Genomic DNA, 24,494 nt, shown 5'->3' with positions numbered 1-24,494 from the left:
TTAACATGCTAATCTTATCTAATTATCAGCTGTTCCAAGGATTATACTTATCAATCTCTTGTTTAACATTATTGTTCTGTTCCAAGGATTGATTATTACACCCTCAATTTCATCCACTGTTAATGCTGACTGAAAAAGCTTATCCATATCTGTTAAAAAAGTAGATTTTACACTGTCGCCACCTTTTAACTCTTCATCAAAACCTGTAAAAGCAACCCACCAGTTTTTTCCGTCTGATGTTTTTACTGCCTGAACGTTCATTTCATTGCTTAATGGTGAAGGTTCAACTGCAATAATAAGCTGTCCCTGTTCTTTCATTCTTCTTCTGATAACTGTAAGTGTGTGCGCCAACAGTTCAGGTGTAGACTGACTTTGAAGTATGGCAATGGCTTCTTCGATTTTTTCATTGCCCTGCAGTCCCTTGTCCACTTTTGAATTATCTTTATTCATATTTACTCCATTCGTAATTTTTATTTTCAAAATGATTCCTGATTATTTTTGAAATCATAGATTCCTAATTAGTTTTTGAATCATTTATTCCTAATTATTAATTAAAGATTTTCCAATTATCTTAGATAAGATTTTGACCTTAGCATTTCTATTGCTTTGGAGGTCTTCCTGTCTGTAGCTATTATACCCTTTTTCCCCGATTTTTGAAACTTAGTTTTGTCGGCACTGCTTTTAACATTTATGCCAAGCAACTGGTTGTTGAAAGTTGAGCTGTCCTTAAAGTCAAATATGCACAACTGATTTTTTGCTCTTGTAACTGCCACGTAATAAAGTCTTCGCTCTTCCTCGTAAGTTTTTATTTCCTCATCTGTTGCGTTCTTTCTGTTGGCAACCACCTTTTCAGGAAAAACTCCGTCCTTTACATCCATTATGTATACCGTATCGTACTCCAAACCTTTGCTTGAGTGAATTGTAGACAAAGTAAATTTGCAATCATAATTGTTCTTTTTATTCTTTATAATCATTGCTAGTTCATCAAGACGATTTAGAAAATCTTCCGGTGTTTTCTCATTTGCTGCCAAAGCCTGGAGAATACTTATCTTACCATCTTTTATTTTTGCTCTTTCAAGATAAGCAGAATAGCCCATGAAATTAACAATTCTATAAACTGCTTTGTAGGCCGACTCTTCTAAAATGCTTTCTATATGAGTCTTCATTGCCTTTAGACTTTTCTCCGTGCCTTTTGGGATTCTTCCATATCTTAATGCACTGTCAATTACGGGAATGCCTTTTTCTTCACTTATACGGCAGGCTTCAATCGCTCCCATTTTGCTTAAATATGTTCCGATTTTAAAATATATCTGCATAAAGATTTCCGTATCCTTTGGATTTTCTGCAAATCTTATTATGTTTTTTATGTCTGTAACTATTTTGTGATTGAAAAACGTCAGGTCAGCGTTTTTGATTTTGTAATCAATGCCACTTCTCTCAAGCATATCCACAACTGGAATTATGCTTTCATTATCTCTGTACAAAACTGCCGTATCTACGTTGCAGTTTTCTGCCACCTTTGTTAAATAGCTATACTGAGACTTTCTTGTTTTTACTTCAATAAGTCGAATATCTTTTACCATATCCCTTGAAGCTTTCATATTTTTCTTGTGTCTTAATTTGTTTTTCTGAATAAATCTGTCTGCTGCACTTACAATTGCTCCGTCAGACCTAAAGTTTTCTTCCATTAGAAGAATTTTTCCTTCAGGATAAGTTGACTCAAAAGAAAGCAATGCTTCCGGGTAAGCCGCCCTAAATCCGTAAATACTCTGATCCTCATCCCCAACCATGAACAGCTTCTTATTTTTCATTGCAAGTATTTCAATAATTTTGTGCTGGATTTTTGATGTATCCTGTGCTTCGTCCACGCAAATATATTGGTACATATTTTGAAAATATTCCAAAACCTGTGGTGTGGTCTTTAGCATTGTGTAGGCATAAACCATTTGGTCGTCATAATCCATTAATGACTGTCTGCGAAGTTCCCCACAATATGCCTTGTAAATTTCAGCAAGTGGCAGGTTTTCCTTCTTGCCAAGGCTTTCAATTTCTTCATTTGAAAGCATCATATTTTTTATGTATGTAATCAGGGTAATAACTGTCTGCAAGTCATTTTCCGACGGATATTCGTTAAGTTCTTTCTGATAAATCAAAGACAATATTTTAGATTTAAAGCCTTCTTCCGTAATCAGGTCGAAAGCCTTTCTGCCGATGCAGTTTCCGTAATAGTTAATTATTTTTGAACAAATTCCGTTAATTGTTCTAAACTCAAGTCTTGCCGCCAGCTGTTCACCAAACATTGTTTCAAATCTCTGTCTCATATAGTTAGTTGCCGCAACTGTATATGTAACAGTGAGAATTGATTCAGGCTCTATTCCAAGACAATAAATCATATAACCAAGTCTTGTAACAAGAACCGTTGTCTTTCCACTGCCCGGAACTGCTAAAAGCAGTGTAGGATTTTGAACCGACTGCACTGCTTTTAACTGTTGATTATTTAGTTTTATATTAAACTGTTCTTTAAATTGCTCTAGCGTCATCTTTTTCATAATCAATAAACATTAAGAAGAAAGCAAAGAATAAAACTACTGAGCAACAAAGAATTGCTCTTTCGTGGAACATATGTATAAAGAAGTTACCGATTACTGCCCCGGTTACGAAGCATACAATAATTCCATAATACAATACTGCTTTCTTAAAATCTTCCTTATCTTTTTTGCGAATGAAATTACAAAGGTTCTGTGTACCACTTCTCAAATTTCCTATACACATAGTTGTGGCAATGCCGTTACCTCTGATTTTTCTAAAACTTTCAACCTGTATTCCGCAGGCAAAAGATGTAAGTGAGTTGGCTATAAGGTTCATGTCAAGTGGAATAAAAGCTACGCCTACAAGTATAATTCCCTCAAATAAAACAGACACCTGTCTCCAATGTAAAAGGTCTCTTTCTTTGGCACGAACAAGCTCTGCTATGGCAATTCCTATTGCAAAAGCAAAAACCGGGAAGAAGTAATGAAGCGCTCCCCTAAGATTCCCCGCTGACAAATTTACACCAAACAGCAACATGTTTCCTGTCTGGGCATTGGCAAAAACCTGATCCCTCTGTATGTAAGAGTACGCATCCATAAATCCACCTGAAAGTGCAAGAAGTATTCCAAGTTTTATAGTCTCTGACATCTGCCTTGTCTGTTTCATAATAATCAACTCCTATAATCATTTCTAATATTATCATATAATTATTTATATATTTTTTTCATTTCCAAATTTTTAGGATTCTTTTTTTGCATTAATATAATTCATAATAAGCTCTGCCGTCTTTTCAAAACCAATCTTACCTGTATCAAGGCAAAGCTGATATTCTTTTGCATCTCCCCACACTGTGTCAGTGCAGTATTTATGGAAAGATGTTCTTTTCTCGTCAACTTCTTTTATATACTTTTCCGCCTCTTTTTCTGAAATTCCGTCTCTTTCCATAAGATATTTTATTCTAAATTCTTTGTCCGCAAAAAGATATACTGATGTAACATCCTTGCTATCTTTGTATATTATATTAGCACATCTTCCAATAATTATGGCGTCTTTGTTTTCGGTAATGGCCTTAACAAGTTTTAATGACTTATCCATTGGCTTCGTATTTCCAAACCCCATTGCTATTCCATATAAAAGACTATTAATAGGTACTTCGTTAAAAAAATTACTGTGTTCTTCAGCCTGTCCTAGCTGATTTGCTTCTTCAAGCAATTTCTTTTTGTCAAAAAGTTCCATGCCAAGTTTATTAGCCAATATTCTTGCAACTTCATGTCCGCCGCAACCACATTGTCTTGCAATTGTAATTATCATAATATGCCTCCTATCCGCACCTCTTCAATCCTCGGTGGGATTTTTGCTTAATAGAATTTCCAAATTAATTTCTTATTAAATAAAAATCTGTCCGCCATTATTATAACTCTTTATATAAAATTTGCAAAAACAGATGCTCCTACCATTGTGCAAATTCCTGCTATTACTATTGAAAGGCTGCTCATTGCCCCTTCAATCTCGCCCATTTCCATTGCTTTTGCAGTACCAATGGCATGGGAAGATGTTCCCAGAGCTATTCCCTTTGCCACAGGATTTGTTATTTTAAATATTTTGCAAACTGCCTCACCACATATGTTACCAAGAACTCCTGTAATGATTATTACCGCAACTGTAATTGTAACATATCCACCAAGTTCTTCTGAAATTCCCATTCCAATTGCTGTTGTAATGGACTTAGGCAACAATGTTACATATTCTTCATGACCGAAATTAAATATTAAAGCAAATGCAAATATACAAACCAAACTTGTAAGTACACCCGAAATTATGCCTGCAAATATTGCTACCACATTCTCTTTAAGTAATTTAATCTGCTGATACAAAGGTATTGCAAGACATACTGTTGCCGGTGTTAAAAGATAACTTAAATACTGTGCGCTTTTGTTGTAATTATCATAATCTACCCTAAACAAGAGCAGACAGCATATTACAAATATTATTGAAATTAAAAGTGGGTTAAAAATAGCTGACTTAAATTTTCTTTTTAATAATAAGCCTAACTCGTATCCCATTACACTTATTACTACACCTATTGTCGTAGAATTAATTATCATCTGATTCATATTTTTTTCTCCTCTTTATCACATACTGGGTTACTTTTCCTGACACAGCCATTACAAGGACTGTTGACACAAAAGTAATAATTATAAGTGGAATAAGCATGGTTTTAAGCTGTTTCCAATAAACAACTATTCCTACTCCCGATGCAATAAACATTAAAGGCATTATTTCTATTAGAAAAGTTCCTGACTCTTTTACATCGTCTACTTTCACAATGCCTGTCACAAGCAAAACCATCATCAGACACAATCCATAAATACTTGACGGTATTGCCAACGGAATTAAATATTTTAAGATTTCACCTATACAGGTTACTAACATAATAATCCCAAATTGTCTCATATATTTCATAATTTTCACCCTTCTTTCCACAAAACGCGACAGCCTTAACTGTCGCGTCTTTAATAATACATACTTTTTTTAATTATGTACATAGTTTTGTGGTATTAATTTAGGGCTTTTTTTGCACTTTCTAGTATTATTGTTTCCTGACTCTTTCAATTCTAATTACATAAAAAGCCCAAAACAGTTTTCCTTATAATATCCCATGTTAAAAACACTGACTCCTTTTGTTTATTTGGATTATTTATATGCTTTATCCTTGTTAATGTTGTTTAACACTTCTGTTGTCAAAAGCATTATTGCAGTAAATATTAAAATATATACCGGGAATAATCCTATGTTAATATACTGGGCAATAAGTCCGAATAATGGTGGCATAAATGTTGTTCCAACATAAGCAAATGCCATCTGTATTCCGATAACCGCCTGTGAATTATCCGCGCCAAAGTTAAATGGTGTTGAATGAATAATTGACGGATATATTGGTGCACAGCCAAGACCTATTGTTATAAGTCCTGCCAAAGCAATAGCTGCACCCGGTATTGGCATAAATAACATTACAATACCTGCCACAATTATTACAATTCCAAGTCTTATCATATTCTTGTCGCCTAACTTGTCTGCAATAAATCCGCACAGGAAACGTCCAAATGTAATTCCTATGTAGAAAAATGCTGCAAACTTGGCTGCTATGTTGCTGTCAATGCTTCTATTTAATACAAGATAGCTTGCACACCACAATGTTGTTGTCTGCTCAACTGCACTATAGCAAAAGAATGCAAATAAAATGTAGATTACCCCTTTAATATGTAATACTTCTGATAATGATTTAGCTTTTCTCTCCTGTGGTTCTTCCTGAGTTCTTTCGTTATTTCCATTGATTACATTGTTTTCGCTGTTTTCTACTTTTTTCCATAATGGCAATGTTATAAATAATGCTGCTGTAAGTGTAAACTGAAGTACTGAAATAACACTGTAACCACCACGCCAGCCTAAACCGTGAGCCATACATGTTCCTATAATATATGGTCCTATTGACGCGCCAACTCCCCAGAAACAGTGGAGCCAGCTCATATGTTTTGAGGAATAATGTAGTGCAACATAATTATTTAATGCCGCATCTACAGCTCCTGCACCTAATCCATATGGTACTGCGAGCACACATAATATTATGAAACTATGTGATAGTGAAAATCCAAGCAATGCTACTGCTGTCATTAATACACTAATAGCTGTAACTTTTCCTGTTCCAAGCTTAATGTTTAATCTGTCAGAAAACAAACTTGATATAACCGTTCCCATTGATATAATCATTGTTATAATTCCTGCTGAAGACAATGATGCATTAAGTTCGATGTGCATCTGTGGCCACGCTGAGCCCAACAGAGTATCAGGCAAACCTAAACTTATAAATGCTAAATAAATAATTACTAATAATGCTGAATACATTTTTTCCTCCTTCTTTTGCATTTTCCTGCAAGTTACTTTTTAGTTTTCAGATTATATTAATTTTCTTAAATTAAAATTTTTATTCCTGAATCTGTGTTTTGGACTCTATATTTCTTTGTAGTATTTCTACTACCTGTTTTATAATTTTTTCATCTGTTTGATATTTTTTATACTCACTAATTCCCGGAAGTCCCATAAAAACGTCTGGATTTCTATATTTCATTGTGCTCTCTATAATTGTTTTTCCCGACATATGGAAGCTTTTGGTTTTTGTTCTCTTAATCAGTTCTGCAATATTATTTTGACTTACACCTGCACCAACTAATATTTCTATTCTTCCTTCCGCCTGTTCAACCAAATTTCTAATGGTTTCAGCACCTACAATGCAGTTCTGTTTTCCTCCTGAAGTTAAAATCGTATCCACACCAAGTTTTATGGCTTCTTCCATTGTTTGAAAATAATCCTTACACATATCGAAAGCTCTATGAAGCGTAATTTTACACTGACCTGCCTCTTTAATAAGTTCTTTCATCTGCTTTTCATTTAATGTTCCGTCAATATTTAAACTCCCAATTACAACTGCATCCGCACCTTCGTTTTTAAAGTTTTCCACCTGTCTGCACATAATTTCGTGTTCATATTCTGTGTAGCAAAAATCACCGTAACGAGGACGTATCATTACGTTAATTGGAATCTGAATATGGTTTCTAATAGTTTTAAACAATTCTAAATCCGGAGTTGTTCCTCCTATAACAAGATTTGAGCATAACTCAATTCTTGTTGCTCCTCCATTATATGCGGAAATTGCTGATTCTACTGAATCAACACAAACTTCTAATATGTATTTTGACATATGATTTCTCCTATAAATTTTAACTTCGATAATTGTATCACACTTATTTATTCCTTGTATATACGGCCAATCTATTTTTGTATATATTTTATCTTCTTTTTTATTGTTTTTTATTTTTCATCTTAACGACTCATATGGTACAATAAATTCTAAGGTCGGGTTTTGTATATTTTCTATAAGCACCCTCAAATTTATTCTACATAATTATAGAAGAATGGAGAGAAAATGAAAAAAAATATTATAGTAATTTTTCCCATAATACTGTCGGTTATAACCGTGGCAATATTTTTTAACCTTTCGGTTAAACCCATGGATACGACAACTAATGTTTTGGGTCAGAAAGAAACGATGAGTCAGAATGAAAATTCGAAGAAAAACACTATAGGAAATGCAGCTCAAAATAATAGCAATTCAAAATCAATTGGAAGCAACACAGGCAATTCATCCGATGAAAGCAAATTTTCAAGTTCAGGACAAACCACTACTAAAGATTCAAGTACTGTTGCAACAACCGCTCCTGCTAATACTATTAAGTTAAGTTTTGTTGGTGATTGTCTCTGTGCAACAGACGAAAATACTTCTTATGAGAATTGTTTTAATGACGTTGCAAAGGCTAAGAATCCTTCATATTTTTTAGAGAAAGTTAACTCTTATTTCTTAAATGATGACTTTACAATTGCTGACTGCGAAAATGTTTATTCAGACAGCAAGAAATTGAAAGTTAGCGACAAGGGACAATATGCAGATCCTAATGTCCGTGCTTTTTGGTTTAAGTCACCTGCAAAAAATGCCAAAATCTTATCAGCCGGTGGCATTGATATGGTTTCTATTTCAAATAATCATATTAATGATTACGGCTTGGAGGGACACGAAGACACAAGAAAAGCTTTAGATGCTGCTAACGTTAAATGGGGCGAGGAAGGTAAGATTGTTTATTTCGAAAAGCATAATTTTAAAATTTCTGTAATTTGTGTATCTATGTATGGCGATTATGTTTTACCTACAATTCAGTCTGCCCTGAAAAAAGCTACGAAAAAAAGTGACTATCAAATTATTTATTTCCACGGTGGAACTGAAGGTCTTCACGAACCTGAAAACTGGAAGGTTAACGCCTGTCATACTTTAATTGATTCCGGTGCCGACCTGATAATCGGCGACCACCCACACGTGCTACAGCCATTGGAGAAATACAAAAATAAAACAATTATTTATTCAATGGGCAACTTTATTTTTGGTGGCAACCGCCATCCCGAAAACCGCACAATCATATACCAGCACACAATAACTCTTACTTCAAATAATAAAATATCAGAGGAAACAGGCGACATAATTCCATGTTACGTTTACACCGGAGATACAAACAACTGGCAGCCTGCGCAAATAAAAGACAAGGCCACGAAAAAGAAAGTGCTAAGTTTTATGAACGGGAAGAGAAAAAGTCCGCTGTAGATTAAATGTTACAGAAAGTACCCCGATACGGCAAAAATGCTTTTCGGGGTACTTTTTTATTCTCTTTTCTGTTGATTTATACCACAACATTCCTATTTTTTAAGTTTGTTGCGGTATCCCCTTCTTTATAGCATCACATATCATTTGAATGCAGCTGATTTGATAACTTTTTCTCGTTAGAAATATTGATGCGTACCCCGATATTTCGTAAGCTTCTTTTTTCGGGGTACGTTTTCTTTTAATACAACCAATATGATAATTAATTTCTTGTTTGAAATAGCGATATGTACCCCAATATTTCATAAATCTCTTTTTTCGGGGTACGTTTTCCTTTAATACAACCAATATGACAACTATTTTCTTGTTTGAAATAGCGATATGTACCCCAATATTTCATAAACCCCTTCTTTCGGGGTACGTTTCACTTTCCGGAAGCGTTGCTCACTTTTTCAAAAATAAATAAGGTCCGATATTTCTACCAGACCTTTTTATTTCAAATATTCAATTATACAAATTTAATTTTGAATCAACTACTCTACAATTCAATACTTTCAATCTTCAATATTTGTATCCTATCTACTTATTATAATAAATGTGCTCTTAAATCTTCATCGCTCATTTCTGATAAGTATGCAGGTGCAATATCTAATACTGTCTTGCATCCTTTCTGGCCTTCATCATAAAGACGTTTTGCAGCTCTTGCATAAGCGATTAATACGCTTGTTGTAAATTCAGGGTTTGAATCTAACTTTAAGCTATATTCGATAATGTGATTATGTTCTTTGTTCATTCCTGTCTTTCCTGAACGAATTACAAAACCACCGTGAGCCATTCCGCTGTGGTTCTTTTCTAATTCTTCCTCAGTAATGAAGTGAACTGTTGTATTGTAGTCTGAGAAATAGTTAGGCATTTCTTTGATTTCTTTCTCTACTGTTGCAGCATCTGCACCTTCTTCTAATACAACAAAACATTCTCTTTCATGTTTTTCTCTTGTTGTAAGTTCAGGATTTTCACCTGATCTAACTCTTTCCAAAGCACTTTCAACAGGGATTGTGTACTGCTTTGCATTCTTAACGCCTTTAATTCTACGAATTGCATCTGAATGTCCCTGGCTTACACCTTTGCCCCAGAATGTATAATCTTTTCCATCTGGAAGAATTGCATTAGCATAAACTCTGTTAAGTGAGAACATTCCAGGATCCCAACCTACTGAAATAACTGCTACTTTTCCAGCTTCCTTAGCCGCCTTATCTACTGCTGCAAAATGTTCAGGAATTCTTGCGTGAGTATCAAAACTATCAATTACGTTAAACATTGAAGCAAACTGTGGAGTCTGTACAGGAAGATCTGTAGCACTACCACCACATAAAATCATAACATCTATCTTGTCTTTCCAGTCTGCTGCTTCATCAATATGACATACCGGAACATTTTCTGTTAAAATAGTTACATTCTTAGGATCTCTTCTTGTAAATACAGCAACTAATTCCATATCATTAGCTTCTTTAACTGCGCATTCAACACCTTTTCCAAGGTTACCATAACCTAAAATACCAATTCTTGTTTTCATTTCAGTCTCTCCTCTAATATTTTTTACTTAATCTTCTCTCTGGTTTTCACCAACTAACATAGTCTTTTAAAATTTTTCACCAAAAAAATTATAGTTTTTTTCACCCTATTTGGCAATACTTTAGCTGCATATTTATTCATTTATTATAACAAAAAAATTCCATCCTCTCCAACTATTAAGGCGCTGTATCGATATTGCTTCATCGACACAGCGCCCCGTTTAGGTAAACTTAAATGATTATCTAACTCTACTATTTTTCTAGCTTTACTGATTATCTAACTTAAATAATTCTCTAACTTTACTGTTTCTCTAACTTGCTATTTTTTAACTTTTATAGCCTTCTTTGCACTCCATTTTCCTTTGACTTTCTTTCCGTTACTGTCTACTTTGTATGCACAAACCTGAATGTAGTATTTCTTCTTTGCCAATTTTTTGATTACAAGTTTGTTTTTTGTAATTGTTATTATTTTGGCCTTTTTCATTTTCTTGTTTGTTGCATATCTAAGCTGATAGCCTTTTACGCCATTTACTTTTCTCCATTTTACTGTTAATGATTTCTTCTTATTGTTCTTTGCAGAAACACCTTTAACCTTTGCAGGTTTTGTTACTTTTGCGGATACCTTACCTCCAGCATTAGGATTGTCAGTTTTTGGATTTGATGGCTTATTTGTATTTTCAACAACAATCTGTTTTACAACCTGACCTTCATATAAGTCCTTGAAAGTTACAACTACTTCGTATGTTCCAACTTCCTTTACTTCATTTACTGCCTTGCCTGTTGCTTTGTTTCTGTAAGTTACTGTGTAGTATTCAGATGAAATCACCTTGTCATCTGTATCATTTACAGTTACTGTTGGAGTAATGCTGTTTCCTGTATATTCAAATTTTGTATTTGAAATATCAACACTCTTAATCTGTTTTATAGGCTGTTTTTCTGTCTGACCGCATTTACATCTTTTTTCTATGTAACCGTCTTTTTCAGTTGTTGCCTTTGTTACTGTTGATAATGCAACATAATCATGCTTATGCTCTTCTTCAAGTTCTTCGCCTGTTGAACTTTCTCCCAATTTAACAAGATTACTTACTTGAGCACCTATGTTTTCCTCATCAATTACACCTGTATTATATAACTTGCTAAATATTGAATTGCCTTCATCATATGCGCTGATTCCACCAATATCTTCCAAACCACTTATTTTACCATTGTTAACAAGCCCTGTTCCTTTTACAGAAGAAGTATAACTAAATATTCCGCCTACATAACCATTTGATGAAATATTTCCGTTATTTATACAGTTTGTAACAGTTATACCTTCCGCATAATCAATTATTCCTGCTGCTTCTGCGCCACCAAATACATTACCATTATTAATACAGTTGCTTACTTCAGCCTCATTACTATTTTTATTTTCTATACATTGTGCGATTCCGCCTGCACTATATCGTCCATTAATGGCACCGTTATTTTCGCAGTCTGATAATTTCAAATTTCCAGAACTGTTACCAATTATTCCTGCTACTGTATCTCCTTCAATTTCACCGTTATTAACACAATTATTTATAATTAATTCATCGGCATATGTTGATCCATTAGACCCATTATATATAATACATATTCCTGCTGTATAAGTATGATTACCCTTTGCTATACTTTCCACTTTGCCTTCATTTGTACATCCTGTTATTGATGTTGTACATGGTCTATTATCTGTATTAGTAACTCCTGCAACAATTCCTGCTGTATAACCATAAGTTGTAATGTCACCTCTGTTAATACAGTCTTTTATAATACAATTTTTAGCTTGAGCAATAATACCACCAACTACATATGCCTTCGTGGTAGCAATATTTCCATTATTTTCACATTTATCAAAAATACAATTCTCTGCCTCGCATACCAATCCTGCCACTATCTGCGTATCATTGTTGTATATAATGTCTGCATTATTTATACAATGTATAAATTCACTCGCATATGCTTCCCTTATCATAGCTGAACAATAACCGTCTATTTCAATCCTATTACCTGTAATACTACAGTTTGTAAATTTTGAATCAATAGTTGAATCTGCAAGGTAGACGCCCAAACCTCTGCCATCTTCTTTTTCTTTACATTCGATTTCAAGATCCTTTATTTCACTTACGTAAATATCATCAAATAACTTTGTTTGAGTTCCATTTGAATTAATTCCTGATATTTTATGACCATTGCCATCAAAAGTACTATTTTTCAGTGTTTTTCTTCCAATAACGTCATCTTCATCATCATAATTTTCCGGAAACTCTATATCATTTATAAGTTTTCCGCTGATTCCTGACTCTACATTTTTCAAATATGTAATTAATTGGTCAAATGTAGAAATTTCATAGTAACCGTCTTTCTCGCTTTTTACTACTTTCTCGTCAGCGCCACATTCCATACACTTGCCATCTTTAAATGAGTGCTCTAATTTCTCAATTGTTTTGCCTTCTTCAATAACTTTATGGCATATTGTGCAATATACATCTCCTGTATAGCCTTCTTTCTCACATGTTGCTTCTACACTTTTATAATCATTTATCAAACATGAATCTATTTCTTCCGGATCCATATCATGATATGCCTTTATGACCTTATTTTCCGGCTGGTTTTCATTTTCCAAACCGCAATACTTACATTTACTGTCACCTAAATATCCGTCAGTTGTACATGTTGCCTTTACGCTATTAACTAAGACATACCTATGATCTGCATATCCATAGTCTTCATCTTCTAAAACTTTCTCATTTCCACAATTCACACATTTTAAATAACGTTTACCATATTCATTACATGTAGGTTCAATTGACTTATAATTAATGTAATTATGTTCACTGTCAGGTTCTATGTTTTCACCATGTTTTACAACTTTTCCACATAAATCACATATAACATCTCCTGTATAACCACCTTCTGAACATGTTTTAATTGCTTTATTTTCTACATGTGTTCTGTCATGTGGACAATCAATTGTTACAGTAAATTCTCCATAATCATTTTCTTGAGGCACTATAACTAAGTAGTATTTCTTATCTTTTTGAACTTTATACTTAATTGCCGGAGCACCCGCTCCTCCACCATACTCATTTTCTGCCAAATAGTTTTTAAAGCTTATATAATCGCTATCTCCTGAATAATATTTTTCAAGTTCATCCATAAGCATTTCATCGCTATAATTTGTTTCGTCAAACAAGTATCCGATGCTATTCCAATATCTTGTATTGTTACATTCAAAAATAATTTTTTCTGTTTCCGGTGCAGTATATTCTACTACCTGAATTGGTAATTTTTCTGTTATATATGAAGAATATTCTGTGCCTTTTTTAGCATTCTCTATTCTTCCACAATTAACACATACCTCATTTTCATATTTATGTTCGAGCTTTGGTATTACTTCATTTTCTTTTAATACTTTATCACATACTGAACATTTTTCTTCACCTGTTTTTCCTTCGATATAACAATTTGTTTCTCTGGCATCCACAACCTCAACTGTATGTTCACCAGGTTCCAAATTCTGTCCCTGTTCCACAAGTTTTCCACATGTATCACAAATAACATCACCTGTGTAACCACCCTCTGTACAGTCTGAAAGTGTTCTTCCTTCCTTGTGTGTTTTCTCATGAGTACATGTTATTGTTATGCTAAATTCACCTGTAGCTGTTGAATAAGGTCCTACAACAAAATAATATATCTTATCTTTCTCTAATTCTGCGGTTATTTCAGGTGCCGAGCCTACGCCATCATCATCGTTAGTATCCCAATAACCTTTTAATCTAGGATCGTCTCCAGTATTATTCTCTATTTTTGCGTTAAACTTTTCTATTCCGTCTATTATAACCTGGTCATTAAAGTTTTCTTCTTTAAATAAATAGCCATATGAATCCCAAACTGTAATATTTTCACAATGAAACTTGTACTTTCCATTTTCAGGTGTCTTAAACTGTATTACCTGAAACGGATATGAATTTGTTGTCTTTGATGTATATGTTGTATCTAACTGGGCATTATTAATTCTTCCACAGTTTTTGCAAATATCATTTTCATATTTATGTTCGAGCTTTGGTATTGCCTTATTTTCTTTTAATACTTTATCACATACTGAACATTTTTCTTCACCTGTTTTTCCTTCGATATAACAATTTGCTTCTCTGGCATCCACAACCTCAACTGTATGTTCACCCGGTTCCAAAGTCTGTCCCTGTTCCACAAGTTTTCCACATGTATCACAAATAACATCACCTGTGTAACCACCCTCTGTACAGTCTGAAAGTGTTCTTCCTTCCCTGTGTGTTTTCTCATGAGCACATGTTATTGTTATGCTAAATTCACCTGTAGCTGTTGAATGAGGTCCTACAACAAAATAATATATCTTATCTTTCTCTAATTCTGCGGTTATTTCAGGTGCCGAGTTTGCGCCATCATCATCGTTAATCTTCCAATAACCTTTTAATCTAGAATTGCCTCCGGTATTATTCTCTATTTTTGCGTTAAACTTTTCTATTCCGTCTATTATAACCTGGTCATTAAAGTTTTCTTCTTTAAATAAATAGCCATATGAATCCCAAACTGTAATATTTTCACAATGAAACTTGTACTTTCCATTTTCAGCTGCCTTAAACTGTATTACCTGGAACGGATATAAATTTGTTGTCTTTGATGTATATGTTGTATCTAACTGGGCATTATTAATTCTTCCACAGTTTTTACATACATTATCTTCATATTCATGTTCAAGCTTTGGAATAACTGTTCCCTCTGCTAATTTTATATTACAAAAACTACAATATGTATCGCCTGTATAACCCGTTACATAGCAGGTTGCATCTTTAACATCTAATACTGCTTCCTGATGTTCACCCGGTTCCAAAGTCTGTCCCTGTTCCACAACTTTTCCACATGTATCACAGACTATATCCCCTGTATAGCCACCTACTATACAATTCGAAAAAGTTCTTCCTTCTATGTGTGTTTTCTCGTGAGCACATGTTATTGTTATTCTAAATTCACCTGTAGCTGTTGAATAAGGTCCTACAACAAAATAATACGTCTTATCTTTCTCTAATTCTGATGTTATTGCAGGTGCGCTATTTTTACCATGTTCATCGTCGCACTGCCAATAACCACTCAACGTAGGTATTTCTGCACCTGAATCTGCCTTTTTTGCGTTAAACTTTTCTATTCCGTCTATTATAATCTGGTCATTAAAGTTTTCTTCTTTAAATAAATAGCCATATGAATCCCAATTTTTAATATTTTCACAATAGAACTTGTACTTTCCATTTTCAGGTGCCTTAAACTGTATTACCTGGAACGGATATGAATTTGTTGTCTTTGATGTATATGTTGTATCTAACTGGGCATTATTAATTCTTCCACAGTTTTTACATACATTATCTTCATATTCATGTTCAAGTTTTGGAGTAACTGTTCCCTCTGCTAATTTTATATTACAAACACTACAATATGTATCGCCTGTATAACCCGTTACATAGCAGGTTGCATCTTTAACATCTAATACTGCTTCCTGATGTTCACCCGGTTCCAAAGTCTGTCCCTGTTCCACAACTTTTCCACATGTATCACAGACAGTATCTCCTGTATAACCTCCAACTGTACAATCCGATAAAGTTTTTCCTTCTATATGTGTTTTATCGTGAGTACATGTTATTGTTACGCTAAATTCTCCTGTATATGTATAAGCATAATAAGTACCTAAAACGAAATAATATGTCTTATCTTTCTCTAATTCTTCTGTCATTGCAGGTGCACCATTTTTACCCCCATCATCATTAACACCCCAAAAACCATCTAATCTTGAATTCTCTACATTCGAATTTTCTAATTTTGCATTAAACTTTTCTATTCCGCCTTTTATAACCTGGTCATTAAAGTTTTCTTCTTTAAATAAATAGCCATATGAATCCCAATTTGTAATATTTTCACAATAAAACTTGTACGTTCCATTTTCAGGTGCCTTAAACTGTATTACCTGAAACGGATATAAATTTGTTGTTTTTGATGTATATGTTGTATCTAACTGGGCATTATTAATTCTTCCACAGTTTTTACATACATTATCTTCATATTTATGTTCTAATTTTGTAATGGCATCCCCGGCTTCTAATGTTTCTCCACAAACTATACAATATGTTTCACCTGTATAACCATCTAAATAACAGCTTGCTTCCCTAACCTTACGAAGCTCTTCTGACTCTGTATGTCCATTGACCGGAGTTGTTTTCCCATGTTCCAAAACCTTCTTACATGTAGGGCAAATCTTATCGCCTGTATAGCCCTCTTCTGTACATGTTGCCTCTTTTACTGTTTTTTCATCAATAACAGCCTCTGCATGTCCTCCCGGCTCTGTCTCTTTTCCGTCTGCTATCTTTTCATTACAAAATCCACAATAAGTATCTCCTGTGTAACCTCCCTGTTCACAGTCTGCAAAAGTTTTATTCTTTACAACATACTGTGATTCAGGATGAATACATTCATTGTATTCTATGACACCTGTATTTCTACTTGACACAGTACAGTCATTCCATTTTTCTGCACCTGGACTTCTTGTGCTATCGTAAATTTCCGCTACTTTTTCATTTTCACTGTTAGGTTCACCTTCGTTCCAATTAGTGTAATTTACTTCGCTTCCATCTGCCCACATCCATTCCTGAATATTTTCCTCATTTCTCATAAGTCCAATATAAGATGATGTAGTTGTTTTTCCTGTACTTGAAACCTTTGCAACTATCTCATTCTCTTCTGCTGAAGAAATACAGGCAAGGTAGCCGCCACTTTCCTTAGCTTCTGCATTTACCTGCTCGTATGTTCCCACACTACTTAACTTATAAAAATGTCCTGTTGTGGTATCATATGCCATGTTATCCATATAAACCACACTCTCATTTGTATTCTCTTCTTCCGCTGCACTTACCGGCACTTCACGTACTCCAATAGTTGTTATAACCATTGCCAATGCCAATGTTGTGCTTAGTAATTTTTTCCATTTTCTCCTCATATATTATCCTCCTTTTTTATCGTACCTTGTCTATTACAACATTATTATAAAAAAATAATATATAAGAAATCTATAAGCTGGCGTCCAACGGTTATTTTGTGGCGTCAAGTGGTTGTAATAAAACTCCTGAAACGATAAATTTGTTTTCGTCTGTTTTTATATTAACGTCTCCGTTGTATTTGTGAACAACATATTTTACCGACTCAATTCCAATACCGTTGCCGTTAGCCTTAGTTGTCAGAAATTGCTGATTTTTCTTTTTAATACTTCCATTAAAACCATTCTCAATATAGAAAACTATTGAATCTGAATTAGGCTTGTAGATTTTTAAATTAATATATCTTTTATTTTCCTGCACCTCATCACAGGCATCAATTGCATTCTCCAAAAGATTTCCAAACAATACTGTTAAATCTGCCTCCTTAACATTGGTTTCTTCCGGCAACTCAATATTTAACTTTAACTTTATTTTGTGAGCTTCCGCCTGCTGAACATAATATACAATCAGTGCATTTAAAGTAAAATTGGTGCAATAAACCAAAGGCTTCTTTAATGACACGTGTTCCAAATATGTTTCTATGTACTCTGTAATTTTCTTACACTCATTGTTTTCTGCCATTGTGTGAACAGCCTTCATATGATGCTTCAAATCGTGACGCGCCCTCCTTGTAAATTCCATTTGCTTCTTCATATTTTCAAAACAAAGATTTTCAATTTCAAGCTGTTTCTTTTCTTCTTCCAAATTAAGATTATATTGAAATTCAGCCATAGAATTAACAATAACCGTATAAACAACCACAGCTCCAAGATTAATAAAAAACGTAAAAATCATATTAACCGGGTCCATTGCTAACTCAATTGATGATTTTGTATTAAAATAAAGCCCATGATACCAGAACAGATAAAAAGTTGCCGGAATTGTCCACAAAAATCTCCAAATCTTTTTTCCCGTTTCTATATGAGCCACCCCTTTTATATACTTTTTAAAATATAAAAATAAAAGTGGAATAAAAATAAGCTGCACTATCATTGTGCATAAAGAAAAAGACCATTTGTTGTTTTCAACTGCAAGCTGTGGAAAAATATGACCTTCCACACACTTTGCACACATTACAACAAAGTTGGCAAAATTAGATACTATTAATAAAACAAATACAAGTTTTCCTACATTCTCTTTTATTGCAAGAAAATAAAATCCACCGTAGCATACTGTGCTTAGCAGTGAAAATAAAGCTTTCTGTTCCTGTGAACACATTGTTGCATATATTCCAAGAGCACTTTGAATTACCGTAAGAATAACAATGCATCCGCTTAACTTAATTTTGGACATTCTAAACTTGTCCTCGAAAGGATACAACGCCAGTCCTAAATATGGCAAAAGACTAACCATTGAATACAATATAATTTCAAACATTCTAAAAGAGGTCATTTACGTTTCCTCCTTTTCCGTTAATTTTTTCATAAGAAAATCTGTATATTGCTTCTTCACTTCACCATACTTTCTTCTGCTAATTGGAACAAATTCACCATCTTTCATTCTAAATCTGTCCTCTTCGATTCCGTCAACCTGTTCCAAATTAACTATAACACCTTTGAAACTTGATATAAGTTGAGGATATGGTCCGATTATTTTTTCAAAATTCTTCTGAGTGCATCTTATCTGCACCTTCTCGCCATCATTCATAAAAACAGTTACGTAATGTCCTGAAAAACTGGTATAGACAATAGAATTAACAGAAACCTTTCTGCCGTTGGGAAATTCCAAAATATTAACTTCTTTGTTTTTTCTAAAAAATCTGTCAATAATCTTATTCATCCGCCGGCCGTCAAAAGGCTTAATCAAATAATCCTCTGCTCTTACCTCATAACTTTCACTGGCAAACTCATTACTTGTTGTAATAAATACAATTTTCACCTGTTCATCAGTCTTTCTAATTGCTTTTGCCGTCTCCACACCTGTTAAATCTTCCATATAAATATCCATAAAAATAATGTGGAAAAAATCTGAAGGATTCTCTCTTAGATAATTAAGCAGCTCTTCCCCACTGCTAAACTCCTGTATTTCAAGGTTCTCTATGTTTCTCTCTTCAAAGATTATTTCTAATCCGTTCTTTAAAAAATCTCTATCCAAACTGCTGTCGTCTACAATGGCAATCTTCATAACTTCTCCTATGCGATTAAGTCCTGATTATATGTGCTGTCGTTATATATAATCACTTCCGTACTATTACTTTGTAATTAATTATAACTATTCTACCACATTTTTAAAGTTAAAATCATCATCATTGCTTTTTTTAGAACTGCTGCCTGAAGCCTTCGTCGTAGTGGTATTCTTGGCTTTTTTCTTTTTTGCTTTAGTAGTTGCAGGTACAGTTGTGGTAACCGGTTGCTGTGATGTAGTTTCCTGCACGGTTGTCTGAGCCACAGTTGTTTCAGCAATAGTTGTTTCTTCTATGGCTGTTTGCGCTATAGTTTCTCCTATGTTTCCTATATTGTTACTTTCTCCCTGAGTGTTATTTATTCTGTTAGTTATTCCATATACCGCCAACAAAATAATCATTACATTACAGGTGATTATTATTGCACCAATGAGAAGCCACTTAAATTTGCTCTTTTCACTAGAAGATTCATTGGTAAGTTCCTGCTTGTTTATTTCTGAACCACCACTACTTAATTTATTACCGTTTTTTTCGTCTGTCACATAATTATAATCTATTTTTGCTCGGTTGTTTTTTTCTGCTTCATCATCCGTCAAAGCATTCTGCCCCTTAATCGAATCTGTATCTTCCATTGTTACGCCATACTGCTCAAAACTTATGCTTTCATCAGTTTGCCCATACAGATTTTCAACTAGCTTTGCCTCTTTCTCATTTACTATTGGAGATTCTTTTATTACCGGTTCAAAACCAATTGGCGTATTAAGTTCATCTTCCGTAAGATTATTTTTTGCCTCCATCAAATCTTCAAGAAACTGTTCTGTCTTTCTATATCTTTCATCAGGTTTGGAAATTGCCTTCTTTATAATTCGGGCAACTGTTTTAGGTGCACAGACCGGATTACTTAATTCTTCATATTTCATTCTTTTATAGAAAGCTCTGTCCTCATCTTCTGTTGAATATTCATATGGAAAATCAGGATAATATGGAAATCTCTTCTTGTTAAACAAATAATACAAAAGTATTCCAAGAGAATAATTATCAACTGAACTGTTATATTTTTCCTGTCCTATATAAATCTCAGGTGCTATGTAATTAGGCGTACCTTTAAGGGTTCCTGCCATAGTTGTATCGTTCATTCGCTTTGAAACGCCAAAGTCTCCCAGCTTAAAAGTTCCGTCTTTTGACACAAAAATATTGCTTAATTTTATATCTCTGTGGATAATGTTGTTTTCATGGCAAATACTTAATCCGCTTGATATATCAATACCAATCTTTAGACCTTCTCCAACTGTCAGGTTGTTCTCCTGCAGCCACTTTGTGAGAGGTGTAAGCATTTCCATTAAAATATAAATGTTATATCTAAACTCACCTGTCTGCTCCACATCACTTTCATAATAGGAAACAATATTATGATTATCTTTTTCAGAAATCAACGAAAAAACCCTAATCTCGTTAAGAACACGATCCAATTCCTTTTTGAAATAAGAATTCGTCTTCTCCCTGTCTCCGCCCATAGAGTTTAATATTTCTATATATTCATTTTCGCCCGGTAGTGTTATAACCTTTAATGCCCTTGTGGTATTTCCTACAATGTTATTTCGCTCCACTCTATATACATTGCCAAAACCACCTGAACCTATTTTTTCCACTACCCTGTATCCAAGTATTGTTCTGCCTAAAATAGAATCCATTGTTTTCTCCCGGTTTTATCTATTTTTTTAGTGTCTTAAACTTTATTGATGAATTCTTTTGACCACGCTTTATAATTGTAGCTGTGTTAGACCATTTGCTATAAACTTTCTTAGTTTTAACCCATCTAAAAGTTCTTGCCTTAAAGCTATATTCTACCCCTGGCCTTAATGCCTTGTTAGAACTTGTTATTCCAACTATTCCACGCTTGCTTTCTCGTTTTTTTATCTTAGTAGTAGTATTGATTTTTTTGTATTTTCCATTTGCTTTTTTCATATAAACTTCAATACCGTTACTTTCATCTGATATAGTTCCCCAATAAACCTGCCATGTCTTATGTTTTCTTTTAATTTTAATCTTTGGACCTGATAATTTTATCTTTGATGAAACTACAGTAGCTGAGGACTTGTTAGTTGTAACTCTATCATCATCAACATAAGCTGCCTCAATATAGTAATAATATTTCGTTCCTATATTCACTTGGTCATCAATGATATTTGGCTCTGTGCAGACACCTATGTTTCTATACATGCCATTCTCACTAGTTGCCCTGTAGATATAATACTTCTGTGCTCCAACTATTTTATCCCATTTAACCCGAATTGCTTTTTCGCCGTAAACCTGACTGGCTGAAACAGTAGTAGCCTTTTTCACTAGGGGCTTATGAAAAATCAAGTAATACTTTTGCACGTTATATACTATTCCATTGCTATCCTCAGTATATAACGCAAGTGTATACCTACGATTCATTTCCATAAAACTTTCCGGTTCTATTGAAACTGACTCACCTTGCCCAACAATACATCTGTCTCTTTTTAAACATTTATTATCCAGATAAACACTAAATACGCTTCCCTTTTTAACGTCTGATATATATTCAAAGTCTAATCTTACCTCTGGTGGATTTAGTGAATTACTATCTTCTTCATACCTAATCTGAACTCCATGAAAATACACATTTTCATCTTCTGTTATTTCTCTATAATAAGTACACCTTGTATCATCAGCTCTTACATTAGTAACACCGGTAATTACACACATTACTGTAAAAACAAACACTATACTTATTTTATTTATATTTTCCCATAATCTATTATTTCTCATAAGCACTTCCTATTATCTTATCCTTTAATGCTAACTGTTTTAGACCATTTTCCATAAATTTTTTCATTGTTAAAATAAGTATATGTTCTTGCTCTAAAACTGTATTTTTTTCCTTTTTTTAAGTATTTTTTGAAGCTGTAATTCCAACTGCCCCTTTTTTGTTTTTATTTTTCTTTAAATTAGTAGTTGTATTTACTTTCTTATACTTCTTATTTTTCCCCTCTTTCATATATATTTCTATACCTTTACTTGAATCAGGTATAATTCCCCAATATATATTTAGAGTTTTTCTTTTCTTTTTTACTTTTATTTTCGGAATTGATAGTTCTGGCTTTTTTACTTCTACTGATGTATTGTTTGTAGCTAAAACATCACAATCAACGTATTTTGCTTCCACATAATAATAGTATTTATTGCCACTCTTAACTTCATTATCTGAAATATTAGTTGATGTAGTTTCACCTATCTTTTCGTATCTTCCATTTAAATTATCTGAACGATAAACAGAGTACTTTTTTGCACCTGTCATTTCACCCCATTCCAGTTTTACAGATTCTTTTCCGCTAATCTGTTTTGCTGAAACAGTTGTATTGTTTTTTATTAATGGTTTGTACAACGTAATGTTATTAACAACACTATCGCCTATTTGTCCGGAAGGACTCATTGTATACATTGTTATAACATGCTGACGATTCAGTTCTTTAAAATATTGTAATGGAATAAAGATATATTTATATGCCCATCCTTTTGAATCTTCCAGATAATCTGAACACATTCCCTGTAATAATAGTGCATTGTCCATATAAACAGAAAATGAATAATTAGACTTTACAGTCCAATCATAAAATGATAGATACAAATAAACTCCCGGTTCATATCCTTGTGTTTCATCAAAGTAAACTCTTAAATATCCATTATGTGTATAGCTTTTTGAATCATATAAATTGTGCTTGCCTTCCTCTTTATATCTTAAGTCCACCCCTTCATATGCCTTAACTTCTTCCGGCATAATACTTCCAACACAAAATAATGCAATAACAACAATAACTATTCTACTTATTTTCTTCCATAAACAACTGAAGTATTCCATAATTGTCATCCTCCAAATCAAGTGATTGTAATGTATCCTTAATATAATACTGTACCTCTTCCTGTATTTCCTCAGAAGTTTTTAGTCCTGTTAGCTCAACAAGAAGATTTTTACACTGTTCTTCTATATGTGGATTGTCGGAATAAGCACTTACAAGCGCCATATGATTAGTCTGATATGTGGGATTTGCCACATCAATATTAGACAACACATAAAGAATTATACATTCTATCTTGTCCTTTGGACAAAGCTTCTCCATATTGGCATACCATAACAACTGGTTTATTTCAAGACAAGACATATTAAGCTTAATACCTAAAGCCATAAGGCGCTGTCTGTTGGGAACTTCGCCCCAGTTTTTAAGATTTGAAATCATCTTTTCAAATCCTTTATCAAGCTTTTCATTTTCAATCAGGCTGTGATAAGAACCTCCTAAATTTTCCGCTTTAACATAGGCTTCAATATAATCAATCAGCTTATAATAACTGTTTAAATATTCTACTTCATTCTTTCTTACAAAATCCACCAGTTCCTTTTCATTAGAAAAACCAATAATTTTCTTTTCCATATCCATTGTACTATTAGGTGAATCTGCAAGAAACTTTCTTTTATTTTTTGTTTTCAAAATATTAAGGAAATTGGCTTTAATTTTCTCATATTCGTCATATGGATTTATGCTTTCGTCCTTTGGATAATGGGAAATAATATAAATACAAATGGCATCTTCCAATGACTTAGAATAAAGTCTTGGATACTTGCCGTATCTTTGAAGTACAAAATTAATCTCCTGTAGATTATATCTTAGACCCATACCAAACTTTATAAAATTCTCTCTTGATTTAGGCATACAGTTGTTTTTTACCCAACCTTTAATTGTATTCTTGCTAAAACCACATTTCTTGCCTAGTTTTTCATATGACAGTCCATTGGTTAACATAACATTATTAACGTAATCCCTCCAATTAGAATAATATGGACTGTATTTGTTCAAAATCTGCTTTAATTCATCTATTTCTTCACAGTTAATTACCTGAAAATACATATCTGTAGTGTTTATATGTTTCATCCTGTCTCCGTCCTGTATATTAGTTTTCTTTCTGCTCCGTATATC

The 24,494-nt window shown here is 33.6% G+C and carries 17 protein-coding genes; 1 reads left to right on the top strand and 16 read right to left on the bottom strand.

The features are described 5' to 3' along the window. Positions 1-18 precede the first annotated feature (18 nt). The 8 genes from NQ558_RS04925 to NQ558_RS04890 form a co-directional block, all read right to left on the bottom strand. A complete protein-coding gene (locus tag NQ558_RS04925; protein ID WP_040445885.1) occupies positions 19-450 on the bottom strand; it encodes an SseB family protein in 432 nt (143 codons plus the stop codon). 116 nt (positions 451-566) lie between these two features. Then, positions 567-2,549 (bottom strand): ATP-dependent helicase, encoded by a 1,983-nt coding sequence (locus tag NQ558_RS04920; protein ID WP_005359147.1) that lies wholly within the window; start codon positions 2,547-2,549, stop codon positions 567-569. Then, positions 2,521-3,195 carry a YoaK family protein gene (locus NQ558_RS04915; RefSeq protein WP_005359152.1) on the bottom strand — a complete coding sequence of 225 codons (675 nt, stop codon included), beginning with the start codon at positions 3,193-3,195 and terminating at the stop codon, positions 2,521-2,523. The genes NQ558_RS04920 and NQ558_RS04915 overlap by 29 nt, the downstream gene beginning before the upstream one ends. A gap of 72 nt (positions 3,196-3,267) precedes the next feature. After that, a complete protein-coding gene (locus tag NQ558_RS04910; protein ID WP_005359154.1) occupies positions 3,268-3,840 on the bottom strand; it encodes a cytidylate kinase-like family protein in 573 nt (190 codons plus the stop codon). A 110-nt stretch (positions 3,841-3,950) separates the two neighbouring features. Continuing rightward, positions 3,951-4,643 (bottom strand): LrgB family protein, encoded by a 693-nt coding sequence (locus tag NQ558_RS04905; protein ID WP_005359155.1) that lies wholly within the window; start codon positions 4,641-4,643, stop codon positions 3,951-3,953. Continuing rightward, positions 4,624-4,992, bottom strand: coding sequence for a CidA/LrgA family protein (locus NQ558_RS04900; RefSeq protein WP_005359156.1), 369 nt, complete (start codon positions 4,990-4,992; stop codon positions 4,624-4,626). The genes NQ558_RS04905 and NQ558_RS04900 overlap by 20 nt, the downstream gene beginning before the upstream one ends. Before the next feature lie 231 nt (positions 4,993-5,223). Beyond that, positions 5,224-6,432, bottom strand: coding sequence for an MFS transporter (locus NQ558_RS04895; protein ID WP_040445888.1), 1,209 nt, complete (start codon positions 6,430-6,432; stop codon positions 5,224-5,226). A gap of 79 nt (positions 6,433-6,511) precedes the next feature. Next, on the bottom strand, positions 6,512-7,285 hold the full coding sequence (locus NQ558_RS04890; protein ID WP_005359159.1) for a copper homeostasis protein CutC: 774 nt from the start codon (positions 7,283-7,285) through the stop codon (positions 6,512-6,514). Positions 7,286-7,510: 225 nt separating this feature from the next. Between NQ558_RS04890 and NQ558_RS04885 the strand changes: the two genes are divergently transcribed. Further along, positions 7,511-8,734, top strand: coding sequence for a CapA family protein (locus NQ558_RS04885; protein ID WP_005359161.1), 1,224 nt, complete (start codon positions 7,511-7,513; stop codon positions 8,732-8,734). Between the two features lie 583 nt (positions 8,735-9,317). Here NQ558_RS04885 and NQ558_RS04880 read toward each other — a convergent pair. The 8 genes from NQ558_RS04880 to NQ558_RS04845 all read right to left on the bottom strand — a co-directional run bounded on the left by NQ558_RS04880 (position 9,318) and on the right by NQ558_RS04845 (position 24,449). Continuing rightward, positions 9,318-10,304, bottom strand: a complete 987-nt coding sequence (locus NQ558_RS04880; protein ID WP_005359162.1) for a diaminopimelate dehydrogenase — start codon at positions 10,302-10,304, stop codon at positions 9,318-9,320. A 317-nt stretch (positions 10,305-10,621) separates the two neighbouring features. Further along, complete coding sequence (locus NQ558_RS04875; RefSeq protein WP_040445892.1) at positions 10,622-17,341, bottom strand: lectin-like protein; 6,720 nt, start codon at positions 17,339-17,341, stop codon at positions 10,622-10,624. A gap of 91 nt (positions 17,342-17,432) precedes the next feature. Then, positions 17,433-18,770: an ATP-binding protein gene (locus NQ558_RS04870; RefSeq protein WP_005359182.1), complete on the bottom strand. Its 1,338-nt coding sequence runs from the start codon at positions 18,768-18,770 to the stop codon at positions 17,433-17,435. After that, complete coding sequence (locus tag NQ558_RS04865; protein WP_005359185.1) at positions 18,771-19,502, bottom strand: LytR/AlgR family response regulator transcription factor; 732 nt, start codon at positions 19,500-19,502, stop codon at positions 18,771-18,773. Between the two features lie 87 nt (positions 19,503-19,589). Then, a complete protein-coding gene (locus NQ558_RS04860) occupies positions 19,590-21,191 on the bottom strand; it encodes a serine/threonine-protein kinase (protein WP_005359188.1) in 1,602 nt (533 codons plus the stop codon). A gap of 19 nt (positions 21,192-21,210) precedes the next feature. Beyond that, positions 21,211-22,293 (bottom strand): fibronectin type III domain-containing protein, encoded by a 1,083-nt coding sequence (locus tag NQ558_RS04855; protein WP_005359190.1) that lies wholly within the window; start codon positions 22,291-22,293, stop codon positions 21,211-21,213. 118 nt (positions 22,294-22,411) lie between these two features. Next, positions 22,412-23,383 carry a hypothetical protein gene (locus NQ558_RS04850; protein ID WP_040445894.1) on the bottom strand — a complete coding sequence of 324 codons (972 nt, stop codon included), beginning with the start codon at positions 23,381-23,383 and terminating at the stop codon, positions 22,412-22,414. Then, positions 23,346-24,449: a hypothetical protein gene (locus NQ558_RS04845; protein WP_005359196.1), complete on the bottom strand. Its 1,104-nt coding sequence runs from the start codon at positions 24,447-24,449 to the stop codon at positions 23,346-23,348. The genes NQ558_RS04850 and NQ558_RS04845 overlap by 38 nt, the downstream gene beginning before the upstream one ends. Positions 24,450-24,494: the final 45 nt, after the last annotated feature.

The organism is Eubacterium ventriosum (assembly GCF_025150745.1).
GTDB classification, from domain to species: domain Bacteria; phylum Bacillota; class Clostridia; order Lachnospirales; family Lachnospiraceae; genus Eubacterium_G; species Eubacterium_G ventriosum.
Note: the sequence above shows the minus strand (reverse complement) of the source record. Positions and strands in the feature narration are given on the sequence as shown.

Excerpts from the sequence above, each read along its gene's own strand:
- NQ558_RS04880 (WP_005359162.1), bottom strand. The coding sequence starts at position 10,304 with ATGAAAACAAGAATTGGTATTTTAGGTTATGGTAACCTTGGAAAAGGT.
- NQ558_RS04845 (WP_005359196.1), bottom strand. The coding sequence starts at position 24,449 with ATGAAACATATAAACACTACAGATATGTATTTTCAGGTAATTAACTGT.
- NQ558_RS04890 (WP_005359159.1), bottom strand. The coding sequence starts at position 7,285 with ATGTCAAAATACATATTAGAAGTTTGTGTTGATTCAGTAGAATCAGCA.
- NQ558_RS04885 (WP_005359161.1), top strand. The coding sequence starts at position 7,511 with ATGAAAAAAAATATTATAGTAATTTTTCCCATAATACTGTCGGTTATA.
- NQ558_RS04900 (WP_005359156.1), bottom strand. The coding sequence starts at position 4,992 with ATGAAATATATGAGACAATTTGGGATTATTATGTTAGTAACCTGTATA.
- NQ558_RS04865 (WP_005359185.1), bottom strand. The coding sequence starts at position 19,502 with ATGAAGATTGCCATTGTAGACGACAGCAGTTTGGATAGAGATTTTTTA.
- NQ558_RS04870 (WP_005359182.1), bottom strand. The coding sequence starts at position 18,770 with ATGACCTCTTTTAGAATGTTTGAAATTATATTGTATTCAATGGTTAGT.
- NQ558_RS04920 (WP_005359147.1), bottom strand. The coding sequence starts at position 2,549 with ATGAAAAAGATGACGCTAGAGCAATTTAAAGAACAGTTTAATATAAAA.
- NQ558_RS04925 (WP_040445885.1), bottom strand. The coding sequence starts at position 450 with ATGAATAAAGATAATTCAAAAGTGGACAAGGGACTGCAGGGCAATGAA.
- NQ558_RS04855 (WP_005359190.1), bottom strand. The coding sequence starts at position 22,293 with ATGAGAAATAATAGATTATGGGAAAATATAAATAAAATAAGTATAGTG.
- NQ558_RS04875 (WP_040445892.1), bottom strand. The coding sequence starts at position 17,341 with ATGAGGAGAAAATGGAAAAAATTACTAAGCACAACATTGGCATTGGCA.
- NQ558_RS04915 (WP_005359152.1), bottom strand. The coding sequence starts at position 3,195 with ATGAAACAGACAAGGCAGATGTCAGAGACTATAAAACTTGGAATACTT.
- NQ558_RS04860 (WP_005359188.1), bottom strand. The coding sequence starts at position 21,191 with ATGGATTCTATTTTAGGCAGAACAATACTTGGATACAGGGTAGTGGAA.
- NQ558_RS04895 (WP_040445888.1), bottom strand. The coding sequence starts at position 6,432 with ATGTATTCAGCATTATTAGTAATTATTTATTTAGCATTTATAAGTTTA.
- NQ558_RS04850 (WP_040445894.1), bottom strand. The coding sequence starts at position 23,383 with ATGGAATACTTCAGTTGTTTATGGAAGAAAATAAGTAGAATAGTTATT.
- NQ558_RS04910 (WP_005359154.1), bottom strand. The coding sequence starts at position 3,840 with ATGATAATTACAATTGCAAGACAATGTGGTTGCGGCGGACATGAAGTT.
- NQ558_RS04905 (WP_005359155.1), bottom strand. The coding sequence starts at position 4,643 with ATGAATCAGATGATAATTAATTCTACGACAATAGGTGTAGTAATAAGT.